This window comes from Marinomonas sp. G8-14 (assembly GCF_055808935.1).
Genome location: NZ_CM147891.1, coordinates 4,480,939 through 4,493,966 on the forward strand (window position 1 = coordinate 4,480,939; position 13,028 = coordinate 4,493,966).

Consider the following 13,028-nt stretch of genomic DNA (forward strand, 5'->3'; position numbering starts at 1 on the left):
TCTTATTATGTGTCATTCACTATTATTTTGCTTTTTTTCAGTGGTATTGGTGTTGGCAAGCTAATTGCTGTTTACGGCGATCTTCAATGCTTTCAAGGATATTTTTAGTGGACATGTTCCTTGTTAAAAACCAATCAATCATTAAGCATTTTATCAAAGGGGTGGATAAGTACGATCAAACATTAAAATCACTGGGTACTTGGTGGGAAAAAATTGCCTTAATAGGCAAGATTAATAGTTTTGAAGTTGCCTCGACAATTTTAGAGGATATGGATAATACCCTTGGGCAGTTCCAAATCTTGCAAAAGCGATTGATCGAAAGTTTGACAAACGAGCATGCTCGAAAAGTAATTATGCAAGATCTGTCTCGCTGCCAGATGGCGATTGATGTGTTAATTCGTAACCTTTTTGAGCGAACGGCTGATATTGGCTTTTTAGCTACAGACCATAATGTTGTCAAGTTTTTAAAAAATAGTGATAAAAAAGAAGAGGATGGCGTTTTTTTAAGACAGAGATTTCAAGCCTATGTTGATATTTATTCAGTTTATCAAGATGCGTTTCTCATTACGCTTGATGGGGAGGTGGTGTTTCAGCTTAGCCAGCCTTCACGACGAGGCAAGGTGCAGGATGCGTTCATTCAGCAGGCGATTACATATCCAGATCGCTATGTGGAGTATTTCGGGCAAACGTCTTTAATGGCGGGTTCTCTATCAAACCTTTTGTATGCTAATGCGGTAATAGATGAGGGACGCGTTGTTGGTGTTATTGTTTTGTGTTTTCGCTTTCAAAATGAGCTAGAAGAAATTACCAATCATCTTTTATTTGAACAGGAGGATAATCACTTTCTGCTCTTAAATGGTGCGGGTGATGTGCTGTTTGCTCCACAACGTTACCAGCAGGATTTTCCGATGCATTTGTCTATAAGCGCTGTGCCAAAAGTAGTGCTGTTTCATCATAAAGACTGTGTGCAAGTGACGACCAAAGGCCAACCTTATCAAGGTTATACTGGACCTGAAAATTGGCATATGGGGTCTTTATTAGTATTAGAAAACATGGATAGGGGCGTAAGTGATACACAGGATCATCAAACATTAGTTGCTGATCTTGCTGGGCTTATTTCAGCAGATTTATTTGATATCCGTCGCCAATCTATTTCTATTAATGATGATTTAGAGTTGATTGTTCTGAATGGCATTATCACAGCGGCTCGCAAAGATGCAGTAGAGTTTGTGCCGGTATTAGAAGCCATCAAAAAGATTGGTCGAGACATAGACAATGTGTTTGCGAACTCTATTGAATCATTGTTTTCTACTATTATTTCAGGTCAATTGAACGCAATAGCTCTGCAAGCTAACTTGGCAGTAGATATTATGGATCGTAACCTTTATGAACGTGCAAATGACTGTCGCTGGTGGGGGTTGAGCACGTCGTTACAAACGGCATTGTCAACACCAGAGATTGATAAAAATCGTATTCGTCAGACATTAGAGAAAATACACTCTTTGTATACTGTTTATCATAACTTATACGTTTATGATCAAAATGGGCGTTATCTTGCTTTTTCAGATGACACTTATCAACATCAAGTTGGACAGACTATAGAGGCAAATTCTGCAGGAATGGGCGTGTTTCATTCGCAAGATATTTACTCTTACTGCGTATCGCCATTCATGCCTTTTGATTGTTATGGTGGTGCACATACTTACATTTATAATGCCGCTATTCGTAGCCCTGAAAAAAACAATGTGGTGGTTGGTGGTATCGGTATCGTATTCGATTCTACGGTAGAGTTTCGTGCCATTCTTAATGATATTTTGCCTAGAGAGAACGGTGTTGTAAAAGCAGGTACGAAAGCCTTGTTCACCACAGATAAAGGCTTTGTCATTGCAAGTTCGTCAGATGATCATGCTGTTGGCAGTGTCTTTTTTCCTGAGATTAGCCTGACTGAACTCTTTCAAGATGGCAGTACAGCAACTGCTATTAGATTCGATGGCAATGTGTATCTTATTGGTGCTGCGATGTCGAACGGATACCGAGAATACAAACGTCAAGATGGTTATGAGAATACGATTATAGCTTGGGTACTTGTGCCTTGTTAGCCTAAAATATTCATATGACGTCATGGAAGACGTCTTTATTTTAATATGTGTTTTATTTTTCTGTGCGTATCTCTGATTAAAAACTGTACTAATAGCAAAAACTTAGTAACCTATTGATAAGGTTTTATTCTTCCACTCATGGCATCTGCCCTAAGAAAGCTTGTATGAATTTAGAGTTGTTATTTTCCATTGCTCCTTACCGCTGGAGTGCGATTGTAACTGCCATTTTTTGCGGTGCGATTGTAGGTTTAGAGCGGCAGCTTAGGGGAAAGCCTGTAGGTATAAGGACTTCGGCACTGATTGTGCTCGGAACCTATGTGTTTATTACGTCTTCTATGTTGGTTGCAGTTGATATAACGGATCCATCACGAATTATAGGGCAGGTGATTACCGGTATTGGTTTTCTCGGGGCAGGTGTTATGTTGTCAAAAGACGGTTCTGTGATTGGCGTCACTTCTGCAGCGACCATCTGGGGCTCTAGCCGCAATAGGTGTGTGTATTGCTATTATTGACTCTTATGTGGCGATAAAACTGTCTTTTATTGTGGTGGCTATTTTATATGGCGTGGACATTTTAGAAGTATACTCTTCGGCTTTTACTCGAGGGGTACATTCTAAATATAGTCGATGGCGTAATAGAGAGTAAATACACTGAAGAGTTATTGGAGGACTAAAATGGTTTCTGGTTATCGCATTAGCTGGGATTATAAAGAGATGGACTTTGATGTTATTCATCATTACATATCAAATACCTATTGGGCTAAAAATATTCCTCAAACAACATTGAAAAGAGCGCTTGATAACTCATTATGTTTTGGCGTTTTTTCTCAGGAAGGGAAGCAAATAGGTTTTGCTAGAATGATTACTGATCAAGCCACGTTTGCTTACTTAGCCGATGTATTTATTGATGAAGAACATCGTGGAAAAGGATTGTCAAAGTGGCTAATGCAGGAAATTCATGATTACCCATCGTTACAAGGTTTACGCAGAATTCTATTGGCGACACGTGATGCTCATGGTTTGTATGGGCAATTTGGGTATACACCGTTGAATTATCCTGAAACCTTTATGCAGAAATGGAATCCGGATGTTTATAATGAATTTGATTGAGACTGGCGGATGTGGACTATTTTGATAGCTCGACTCTGTTTCGTCCATTTTCTTTGCCTCTGTATAAGGCTTTGTCCGCTCGCTTTGTCATATTTAATGCATTATCGTTGTGTTTTTCATATTCAGTCACACCTAAGGTAATGGTAAGTGGCAGATTGAAATCACTAAAGGTTTCTTTTGATACTAGGTTTCTTAGATTTTCGGCAATCAGTGCTGCGCCATCCTTACTGGTGTTGGGTAGGATGATGATGAACTCTTCTCCACCAAATCGAGCAATAATGTCTTGGTTTCTAAGATTTCTTTTGAGTAACTGACCTACCTCAATCAGACAGATATCACCAATATCATGTCCGAACATATCATTCACTTTTTTGAAATAATCAACATCGATCAAAATTAGGCTTAACGGTGACGACGTGAATAGTGATTTTTTAAGTTCTATACTGAAATAGATGTTTAGCCCTCGTCTATTTAAAAGACCCGTTAAAGGATCTTGAGTATTTTCCTCATTCAATTTTGTTGTCAGTTCTGCGTATTTACGTAAGAAGAAATGACCAAAAAATGCACTAAAAATAATCGCTGCTGTTAACCAAAAACCACGATCAAAGGATTTTTCCGCTGAATACACCTCTTCTGTCAGATCGGTCAGAAGATGCCCAAATACAGTTGCTGATAGCGTACAAATTACAAGAATGATCGTGATCGCAATAGACTCTCTGGCACCACCTATTAACGCTGCTAAAATAGGATAAAGTGGTAAAAAATAGGCGACTTGACTATTTACTCCGCCGGAAATGGCGAGAGTTGGCATGATAATGATTAGAGCGACAATAAGTGAAAGGGTTATCTCCCATTTCGGGACAATATGTGCTCTGACGACAAAATAAAAAACAGAGGTAAGGATGAGGTTTACCACAGCTGACCATAGAAAAATGTCTGATAAGTCAACAAAGAGTGGCCTGATAACCAGTGAGGATGCCAAGGTTAATATTGACAGCTCTATGATCCGTAAGGTCAGCGTATGGTTGAGCTGAGTCTGTGCACTGTTTGGCATAATTTTATGAGTGTTATCCTGTTTTTAGCCGCTAGTAAGTCTTCAATACTATATTTTACAACTCGTAGCCTATCTAACTTCCTGATCAGTTAGTTTTTTAGGGTATGAAAAAAGACAAAATCTAGCAAGTTTCTTATATGTCTATTTTACTAAACAAAGAACACGGAACTATATGCTAAATTCTTTTCTTTTTTGTTATGTGTTGTAAGGGGTGTTCTATGTTCTTAAAAAATCGTATCTTGGTGTTTGTTACCGTATTGTTTGGATCAATGACATCGCCTTTAATGGCGGCAACATTTGAGGTTCCTCGGTCGTTTGAGATCATGTATGTTGACCTTGAAAGTGCAGGCCGATTCGGCAGTGACTTTAAAGTAGACCTTGATGCAGGTCAGCACCAGATTGTGGTACGTTTTAATAAATTATTACGCAGTGGTGGTGATACTCAAGTCTTTCAGTCTGAGCCAATTGTACTGGACTTACAGTTTGAAAAAGATACGTATCTTACGTTAAAAGCGCCATATATATCGACCCGAAAGCAAGCTGAGGCGAATGCCAAGAGTCCACAGTTTACCATTCATGATGAACTAAGCGGCAAGGAAGTTGATTATCAACACCAAATTTTAGCAACGAAATCCGGTTTTCAAAATACACGTGATTATGTGGAAGAGATTGAGCGTTTAACAGCGAAGAATGCTTCACATGACATATCCTCTACTGGCCCTGTCTCTGCTCCAACTACCATGTCTCAAGATGTTGCGTTTGATATGATGAAATTCTGGTACAATCAATCCAATGATGCAACTCGTAAGGATATTCGTATTTGGATTGCTGATGATGCATATAATCCTGCTGCATCCAGTATTCAATTCGACATGTCACAATTTTGGTTTAAAAAAGCCAATCAAGAAGACCAAAAAGCCTTTCAAAAATGGTTGATAGAGTAATACATGGTTAACTAGTTCCTTTGCGGATAAAAATGCCCAATGTTTATTGGGCATTTTTATTGGATTGTTATTTGGCTGTTACTGTTTTTGCGTTAGTAAATTTTTGGTTGAATTTGTCATTGACCCAAAGCGCCATCAAGATAATTCCGCCGCCGATGGCTAATCGAAAAATATCGGCATCGCGATTCCAGAAGACCACATTGACAATTATGCCTGCTGGGATGAGCAAGTTATTTGCCACAGCCAACGTGCCTATGTTCACCATCGTCGCCCCTTTGTTCCAAGCAAAATAGCCTAAACCAGAAGCCACAATCCCAAGGTAAATCAGAATACTCCATTGTAGCGTCGTTGTAGGCAGTTGTTCTGTGTTGCCCATAGCGATATAACATGGAATGACCACCGCCAAGGCACCAATAAAAAACCAACCAAATACCGTGCGTTGTGGCAGGTCTGGGCGCTCTTTTGCGATTATTCGTTTATAGCCTACTTGGCCTGCGGCAAAACACATGTTGGCACACTGCACTATAATTAAGCCTTTGATGAAGCCTTCGTCCACACCTTGGTAACGGATCGCGACAGCGCCAAGAATGGCCAATGATGCGCTGATGGCAAAGCCGATGTTGAGGCGTTTATCCAGCATGTCGTTGATAAGTGTGACATACAAGGGGGTCATTACAGTGAACAATAGCACTTCTGGAACGGAGAGATACAAGAAAGATTGATAGTAAAAGCCGTACATAATACCAAGCTGTAGTGCGCCACATATCATCAGTTTTAGGGCGATTTTTGCTTCTATTTGACGCAGTTTTAAAAAAGGTAAAAAGACCAATGTTGCAAGGGATACTCGCATCAGAACAGAGAACCAAGCGTCGACTTGGCCAGCAAGATAAACCCCAATTAAACTAAATGAAAAAGCCCAAAGTAAGGTAACGGCTATAAGTATTGGCATGCAGATTTCTTCCATAAGAAAATATTTCGCAAAGTTTACCGATAAATTGAGCTACGGTAAATTAGTTTACTTTTATATTTCAATGGGTTTACTAGTGTTATTTTTGTGATCTATTTTTTGATTTTGTCTTTTTGTATGCACAGTTGGGTGGAAAGTGATTTGATTGGGGTAGTTCATCTTTTCTTGATCTAATCGATATGCTGTGTTTATCGCGGCTGACCAGGGAGTAAAACCTTGATCTAGGTTAATAATTTAAATATTTATCCTGTTACCTTTTAGTCACAGACATGTTGTTTGACTAATAAGGAATCGATTATGAAAGCTATACTTCCCATTGCCCTTGTTTCTGCGTTTTGTTCCTCTGTTGCTTTAGCCCATGATGCTGGTGATATTTTTGTTCGTGGCGGTCTTGCTGTGGTTATGCCGAATGAAAGTAGTGATAATGTATTGAATAAAGGTGAATTAAAGATTGATAACGATACTCAGGTTGGAGTGACTTTGACCTATATGTTGACGGAGCAATTTGGTGTTGAGCTATTAGCTGCTACACCTTTTACTCACAAAGTATCGACAAAAGGTTTGGGAGAAGTGGCCGAAGTCTCTCATTTACCGCCTTCTCTCATGGCGCAATATTATTTTGCTCAAGCGAACAGTCAAATTCGTCCTTATGTTGGCGCTGGCGTGAATTATACCGTTTTCTTTGATGAAAAAGGCAAAGGGGCGTTAGCTGGTACGGATGTGAATCTTGATAACTCTTTTGGTTTGGCAGCTCAAGTCGGTGTTGATGTGAATTTTGCTGAAAACTGGTTTGCGAATGCATCGCTTTGGTACATGGATATTAACACTGACGTGCACACAAGCGTTGGAACCATTGATGCTGATATTGATCCAGTCACCTTTATGGGCAGTGTGGGTTACACCTTTTAATATTGTTCTGCGATTAATGACAATGAAGGCTTTGATTTTCGGATCAAAGCCTTTTTTATTGGTGCTTTTTAGTGTTTATATTCGAAACCTTTTATAATGTTTTATCATTTTTGTAGTAGGGAAGCCTGAATCGTGTCTGAGTGGTTAACCAAATATGAAGTGCAATTCTATGCCTTTTTAGATACTCAAAAGCATACCGATGTCGCTCACGATCTCGCTCATATTAATCGAGTGGTTAAGATTGCTCGGCAATTGGCCTGTGAGGAACAGGCCGATCTAGCGATAGTGATACCAGCGGCGTATTTGCATGATTGCGTGTCTTTGCCCAAAGATCATGTACAGCGGCATCTAGCTTCCACGTTGGCAGGAGACAAAGCCGTTGATTTTTTGCGTTCAATTGCTTATCCAAAAGAGTATTATGACGCAATTTATCATGCGATTCGGAGCTCACAGCTTTAGTGCTGATGTGAAGCCAGAAACGCTTGAGGCCAAAATCGTTCAGGATGCTGATCGATTGGACGCTCTGGGGGCTATCGGTATTGCTCGTTGTATGCAAGTGAGTGGTGCAATAAACAGAGTTTTATATGCGCAGGATGATCCCTTTTGTGATGAGCGTAAGCCTGATGATGGACGTTATGCAATTGATCATTTTTATAATAAGTTGTTTCGTATTGCGGATGGTTTAAACACGCCTTCGGCTAGGTTGGAAGGCAGGAGGCGTGAAAAAATAATGCGCATTTTCTTAGAGCAATTAGCGTTAGAAATCTAATGACATTCTGCTTGTGTAAAAAACGTATTATGCTTTGTTATTGATCGCATTCAGGTTCGAGAGCATTTTTTCACCGATGGTCAAAAAATGCTTCAGCTCTTCATCGCTAATATCTGCCCTCATCTCTTTTAGTACCGCTTGATCGGCACTGGCTAACTCTTGATAACACTGCATTCCACGTGGCGTTAATTTGAGAAACTGACTGCGTTTATCTATCGGGTTTGGCATTTTGGTCACGAGTGACTGATTTATCAACTCCTGGACCAATCGAGTGATCTGACCCTTGTCCTTCTCTGTGATGTCAGCAAGATAATTTGCGGTGCAGTTTTGTGTATCGTGAATGTTTTTTAAAATCATAAAATACATTGGAGATAGGGAGAGTTGTTTTTCTTTCATGATGTTTTTCATGGAAGTCTTTAGCCCGCCAATTGTATTCATGAAGAGTGTTTGAAGCGCTGATTCAGTATTATGCATAGTGATTCCCATGTAGTTGACAAAGTCAACTTAATGTATTATAGTTGCTTTTGTCAATTAGTTTTATTCTCACACTATCATTCCTTGGAAGGGTATCTATGTCAAAAAAATTCAGAAAGTTGCCATCATTATCAGTTTTATTGTGGTTATCGGGGGATTTTTAACCTTTTTAATGACTTGGCGAAATATGGGTTTTTCTAGTCATTTTATTGCTGCTTGGTTGTCGTCGTTTGCATTGTGTATTTTATGTATTGCACCAATCGGTGGTGTGATTTCTATTGTGACGAATAGTCTTGTCAATAAAGTGTTTTACACTTTGTCTATGATGCAAAAAAATATTGTTTTCGGGCTTATCATGGCGGTGATAATGGAATCTATTATGGCTATCGTAACAACAATAAATTTGCATGGTTTTCTTGTTCTAAATGAGTTTGTTGCTTTGTGGGGGGCGACTTTTATTTCTGCGTTACCTGCAGGTCTGGTTATTTCTATTTTAATGTCGCTTGTGATTAAGCCAAAATTGGCTGTTTTTTGGGCTAAAGCTTAAAATAATTTCTTGATATGAAAGCTATTAGAAAAAGATGATGAGCCTCAACTTAGTCATCGCCCGATGTGGTTTCCACGACTTCAATAATACTCAGTGGCCGATTAAGCAAAAAGCAGATAGCAGTTGCCTTGTTCCATTCCGACAGTGGCTTTCTTTAATTGACTGCCTTGGCAAGGACCAGTAATACATACACCATCTGAAGGTGAAAAAAGGGCGCCGTGGTGGTGACATTGTAGATAATCGCCCTCGTCGTCAAGTACAGACTCAGAAGACCAGTTAAGGGGTTTGTTTTGGTGGGGGCACAGGTTTTCGAAAGCGATAATCTGTCCCTTTTGTTTCGTGACTAAGAACGTAGACTGTTCGACAGTGATATTGAGCGCTTTGCCTTCTGGAAGGTCGTGCGCGTTCGGTATTAGATATTTATTAAACACGTGATTACCGCACTTTTTTATGATGAATGTTGTTTATTCCAACAGAATTGCTGCTTTCCATAATTATGCGAACTAAGAGAAGTTACGATTACAGCGATACTCTTAGTGGTGTTTTGTCCAATTCTGTTGCCGACTGAGCTGGTGAAATTCAGGAAAATGTCAGTTAAATAAACTTTCCGTGATCAAAGACTCTAAAGTGCTATTACTCACGAGTCAATATGCAAGAATTAAGTTAGTTGTTTTTGGATCGTTGCTTGCTGACATCAAGCTCCTTATAATTGTCAGTTATGACTAAAAAAACGCCTGCAAAACCTTCGTCTAAGTCCTCGACACAAAAGAAAAAAACCTAAATCTTCTTTGCTGAAGAGAGTATTCAGCACCCTTTTTAAATGGGGGCTCATCGTTACTTTAGTTGGTAGTATTCCTTTCTCTGTTTGGGTGTGGTGGTTGAATGGACAAGTGGTGAGTCGTTTCGAAGGGCAGAAATGGCAAGTGCCTTCTGAAGTCTACAGTGCGCCCATAGTTTTGCGTAATGGTGCACCTTGGAATAAGCAAGATCTTGAAGACTTACTAGAAGAGACAGGGTATCGATTTGGGCGTAACAGTCAGAATGTTGGTTGGGCTGCTCGTAGTCAGACAAAAGTAAGCGCTCATTTGCGCTCATATATTGATCACTTAGGCTTTCATAAAAGTGAAAGACGCATTTTTTCGTTTCAAAACGGACGGTTGGTGATACAGGCACTGAATGGTGACGAAATTGCAGAAGCGAGAATTGAGCCTCAGCGTATCGGTTTTTTGTATGGTGGTAATACAGAGAGCCGCCAAATTTTGACCTATGATGACATTCCCAAGCCTTTAATGGATATTTTGATTGCTGTTGAAGATCAAGATTTTTATGAGCACTGGGGGATTTCTTTAACCGGTATGGCTCGCGCTTTGGTGGTGAATTTTACTCATGGCTCACGACGTCAAGGTGGTTCTACTCTGACTCAGCAGTTAGTTAAAAATATGTATTTGACTTCTGAGCGTACCTACACGCGTAAGCTGACAGAAGTCGTAATGAGTATCCTGCTTGAATATCATTATTCAAAAGAAGCCATTATTACGGCTTATATGAATGAAGTGTATTTGGCTCAGCTGGGTAATAGTGCCTTACATGGCTTTGCCGCTGCGAGTCAGCATTTCTTTGGTCGTCCACTTAATGAGTTAAACATTGACGAGTTTGCCTTGCTGGTGGGTATGGTGAAAGGTCCTTCTTTATATAATCCCGAACGCTTTCCAAAACGCGCCAAAGATAGACGTAACATGGTATTGGCAGTATTGAAAGGTCAGGGACGGTTATCCGATGCAGATTACAATCGTTTAATAAAGCAGCCTCTTCGGCTCGCCAGTAAGAAAAAAGAGCGTTCTATATTTGGCGATTATTTAGACTTGGTGGCTATGCAGCTGTCGAGAGATTTTGATGAAAGCACTCTGGCAACCAAGAATTTACGAATTTACACTGGTGTTGATATTCGAGTCTCAGCGTGCGGCAAGTTTAGCTATGCAACGCCAAGTGCAGGTGTTAGAAAAGCGAGACCCTAAACTAAGAGGGTTACAAGGCGCTATGGTGGTAACAGATAGACTGTCAGGTCAAGTTCGCGCTGTCGTAGGATCAAGTGGTCAAGTTTATACGGGATTTAATCGAGCATTAGGGGCGGTGAGACCGATCGGTTCATTAGTGAAACCTCCGTTGTATTTATCAGCATTAGCAACGGGGCGTTTTACTTGGTGGTCTAAGATTGAAGATAAAAAACTGCGTTTTAATGTAGGTGGGAAAACTTGGGAGCCTGAAAATTACGACAGACAGACCCATGGAGAAGTGCATCTTTATGAAGCTATGGCAAAGTCCTATAACTTGGCCACGGTGTCCTTGGCGCAACAAATAGGCTTTGATCGAGTTGGTGACACTTTAAGGCAGCTTGGTGTGAAACGACCATTTACTATGCATCCTGCTGTGGCTTTGGGGGCATTGGAGTTATCGCCGTTTGAAGTGTCACGCTTGTACCAGCCAATAGCATCGCAGGGAAAGAGTAGTGAGCTTGGTGTCGTACTTGCTGTGATGGATCAGAATGATCAGCTCATGAAGCGGTTTGATCAACATAATGATGTGCCTTTCACCGATGCTGTGTTGGCTGTAACTTTGGATGGAATGACAAAAACACCAAAAATTGGAACGGCGCGTGCTGCTCAAGCGGCCTTTCCAAATCTGAATTTTGCCGCTAAAACGGGAACAACCAACCAACAAAAAGACAGCTGGTTTGTTGGCATTACAGGTGATTACTCGTCTACGGTATGGTTGGGGGATGATGACAATGTGCCATTAAGTATCACTGGCAGCAGTGGTGCGCAAAACGTTTGGATAGACTTTACTCGTCATGTTAATCCAATCTCTTTACCTGAAAACTTGCCTGATGGTGCTGCACGTTTCAGTGTATTAGACAGTCAGTTTGAAATTGCGGCGGATCGTTGCAAAGAGAAGACGACATTAGCCTTTATTCTAGGAACTGAACCAAAAGATAGTAGCTCATGTTTTTGGCCTTTTTAGTTTGTCTTTATATGAAAGATAAAAAGAAGATTGATAATTCTTTTATTCTTATATAGCCTTTTAGGTTGTTGAAAATAAAAAGGTTACTGTTTAGGTCGATCTTTACTGAGCATTTTAGGTGCCTTTACGGAAGTAGGATATTAGACAATACAGGAGATTTAGTTGTCGTACTGAGAAGACGTGTTAGGCTCTTCTTGGAAATAACACCACCTTGATACTTAGAAGAAAAATGCTTTTGGTTATTTTAATTTTATAGGTAATGGAGTGGCGCGGCTATGCGGCTTTACACATATGCAGTTGGCTGTTTTTTTGCAGCAACTTTTTTTAATGCTGGTATGGCTTTTGGCGTAACAAATTTGCCTCTGACCTCTTCTTGTAACGCTCTCACAGCCACAGGTAATTCTGAGTATCCACCTTTCTTGTGGCGAGAAAATGACACATCAACAGAACTTCATGGTGTGAATCGCCTTGTTATTGATGAGCTTAGTCGGCGTATTGATATTCCTATCACACTTGTTCATTCTGGTCCTTGGTCTCGTGCTCAGACAGAAGTTAAAAATGGTCGTATTGATTTAATGGCTGGGGCTTTCTACACGAATGAGCGCGCAGATTATATGGATTATTTCACGCCTGTGATATTGCATACGACAAGTGTTGTTTGGCAGCGCAAAGATAAAACTTTTCCTTTTAGTAAAAAGGAAGATTTAAAAGGTAAGTGGGGGGTCACGGTCATTAACAACAGTTTTGGTCAAGAGTTTGATCAATATGCCCAGCGTAATTTGAATATTTTGGCTGTTTCTAGTCTATCACAAGCTTTGCGTATGCTTGAGGCTGATAGAGTGGATTACGTTTTGTATGAAAAGAGCCCTGCTCATGCTTATGCCACCATGTTGGGATTGTCCGATTTTATTGTGGCGGCAGTGCCATATATTAGTAGTGAGGGTTTGTACCTGACTATGTCTAAAAAATCGCCTTGTAATGATAGCGGAATCAAACAGCGTATTGCGACGGCGCTGCAAGAAATGAAGCAAGATGGCTTTACTGAACAAGCACTGATTAATGGCGTTCAAGAATGGGAAGCGCATAGTAGCATTAGTGTGGTCTTGCCTTAGTATGCTGAGAGCAAAAAAAGCGAAGC

Annotated in this window: 15 protein-coding genes; 11 read left to right on the forward strand and 4 right to left on the reverse strand. The window is 40.3% G+C overall.

Translation table 11 applies throughout. The features are described 5' to 3' along the window. Positions 1 to 107: 107 nt before the first annotated feature. The 3 genes from AC0L6V_RS22915 (at position 108) to AC0L6V_RS22925 (ending at position 3,208) form a co-directional block, all read left to right on the forward strand. Positions 108 to 2,099 (forward strand): cache domain-containing protein, encoded by a 1,992-nt coding sequence (locus AC0L6V_RS22915; protein ID WP_265220646.1) that lies wholly within the window; start codon positions 108 to 110, stop codon positions 2,097 to 2,099. Positions 2,100 to 2,263: 164 nt separating this feature from the next. After that, positions 2,264 to 2,611 carry an MgtC/SapB family protein gene (locus AC0L6V_RS22920; RefSeq protein WP_418138643.1) on the forward strand — a complete coding sequence of 116 codons (348 nt, stop codon included), beginning with the start codon at positions 2,264 to 2,266 and terminating at the stop codon, positions 2,609 to 2,611. A gap of 162 nt (positions 2,612 to 2,773) precedes the next feature. Then, positions 2,774 to 3,208, forward strand: coding sequence for a GNAT family N-acetyltransferase (locus tag AC0L6V_RS22925; protein WP_265220648.1), 435 nt, complete (start codon positions 2,774 to 2,776; stop codon positions 3,206 to 3,208). Positions 3,209 to 3,224: 16 nt separating this feature from the next. On the opposite strand, the gene AC0L6V_RS22930 is transcribed toward AC0L6V_RS22925, so the two are convergent. Further along, positions 3,225 to 4,124: a GGDEF domain-containing protein gene (locus tag AC0L6V_RS22930; RefSeq protein ID WP_418138644.1), complete on the reverse strand. Its 900-nt coding sequence runs from the start codon at positions 4,122 to 4,124 to the stop codon at positions 3,225 to 3,227. A 356-nt stretch (positions 4,125 to 4,480) separates the two neighbouring features. On the opposite strand from AC0L6V_RS22930, the gene AC0L6V_RS22935 reads away from it, so the two are divergent. Then, positions 4,481 to 5,206: a YccT family protein gene (locus tag AC0L6V_RS22935; protein WP_409419140.1), complete on the forward strand. Its 726-nt coding sequence runs from the start codon at positions 4,481 to 4,483 to the stop codon at positions 5,204 to 5,206. A gap of 67 nt (positions 5,207 to 5,273) precedes the next feature. On the opposite strand, the gene AC0L6V_RS22940 is transcribed toward AC0L6V_RS22935, so the two are convergent. Continuing rightward, positions 5,274 to 6,155, reverse strand: coding sequence for a carboxylate/amino acid/amine transporter (locus AC0L6V_RS22940; protein WP_265220652.1), 882 nt, complete (start codon positions 6,153 to 6,155; stop codon positions 5,274 to 5,276). Positions 6,156 to 6,470: 315 nt separating this feature from the next. Between AC0L6V_RS22940 and AC0L6V_RS22945 the strand changes: the two genes are divergently transcribed. From AC0L6V_RS22945 to AC0L6V_RS22955, 3 genes are all read left to right on the forward strand, one after another. Beyond that, positions 6,471 to 7,082, forward strand: a complete 612-nt coding sequence (locus tag AC0L6V_RS22945) for an OmpW family outer membrane protein (RefSeq protein WP_265220653.1) — start codon at positions 6,471 to 6,473, stop codon at positions 7,080 to 7,082. A 132-nt stretch (positions 7,083 to 7,214) separates the two neighbouring features. Further along, on the forward strand, positions 7,215 to 7,541 hold the full coding sequence (locus tag AC0L6V_RS22950) for an HD domain-containing protein (protein WP_418138645.1): 327 nt from the start codon (positions 7,215 to 7,217) through the stop codon (positions 7,539 to 7,541). Next, complete coding sequence (locus AC0L6V_RS22955; protein WP_418138646.1) at positions 7,501 to 7,851, forward strand: HD domain-containing protein; 351 nt, start codon at positions 7,501 to 7,503, stop codon at positions 7,849 to 7,851. Before AC0L6V_RS22950 ends, AC0L6V_RS22955 begins: the two co-directional genes overlap by 41 nt. A gap of 27 nt (positions 7,852 to 7,878) precedes the next feature. Here AC0L6V_RS22955 and AC0L6V_RS22960 read toward each other — a convergent pair whose 3' ends face one another. Beyond that, the gene (locus AC0L6V_RS22960) at positions 7,879 to 8,325 is read right to left on the reverse strand and encodes a MarR family winged helix-turn-helix transcriptional regulator (protein ID WP_265220655.1); all 447 of its coding nucleotides are present in this window, start codon (positions 8,323 to 8,325) and stop codon (positions 7,879 to 7,881) included. Between the two features lie 130 nt (positions 8,326 to 8,455). Here AC0L6V_RS22960 and AC0L6V_RS22965 point away from each other — a divergent pair, with 130 nt between their 5' ends. Next, on the forward strand, positions 8,456 to 8,872 hold the full coding sequence (locus AC0L6V_RS22965; protein WP_473483172.1) for a DUF2798 domain-containing protein: 417 nt from the start codon (positions 8,456 to 8,458) through the stop codon (positions 8,870 to 8,872). Between the two features lie 101 nt (positions 8,873 to 8,973). Here the strand turns inward: AC0L6V_RS22965 and AC0L6V_RS22970 are convergent, their stop codons facing one another. Continuing rightward, complete coding sequence (locus AC0L6V_RS22970; RefSeq protein WP_265220657.1) at positions 8,974 to 9,303, reverse strand: Rieske (2Fe-2S) protein; 330 nt, start codon at positions 9,301 to 9,303, stop codon at positions 8,974 to 8,976. A 462-nt stretch (positions 9,304 to 9,765) separates the two neighbouring features. On the opposite strand from AC0L6V_RS22970, the gene AC0L6V_RS22975 reads away from it, so the two are divergent. The 3 genes from AC0L6V_RS22975 to AC0L6V_RS22985 all read left to right on the forward strand — a co-directional run bounded on the left by AC0L6V_RS22975 (position 9,766) and on the right by AC0L6V_RS22985 (position 13,002). Further along, positions 9,766 to 10,887 carry a transglycosylase domain-containing protein gene (locus AC0L6V_RS22975; RefSeq protein ID WP_418138648.1) on the forward strand — a complete coding sequence of 374 codons (1,122 nt, stop codon included), beginning with the start codon at positions 9,766 to 9,768 and terminating at the stop codon, positions 10,885 to 10,887. A gap of 22 nt (positions 10,888 to 10,909) precedes the next feature. Beyond that, a complete protein-coding gene (locus tag AC0L6V_RS22980) occupies positions 10,910 to 11,890 on the forward strand; it encodes a penicillin-binding transpeptidase domain-containing protein (RefSeq protein WP_418139106.1) in 981 nt (326 codons plus the stop codon). Between the two features lie 275 nt (positions 11,891 to 12,165). Beyond that, entirely contained in the window at positions 12,166 to 13,002 is an 837-nt protein-coding gene (locus AC0L6V_RS22985) for a substrate-binding periplasmic protein (protein WP_265220659.1), read from the forward strand. Positions 13,003 to 13,028: the final 26 nt, after the last annotated feature.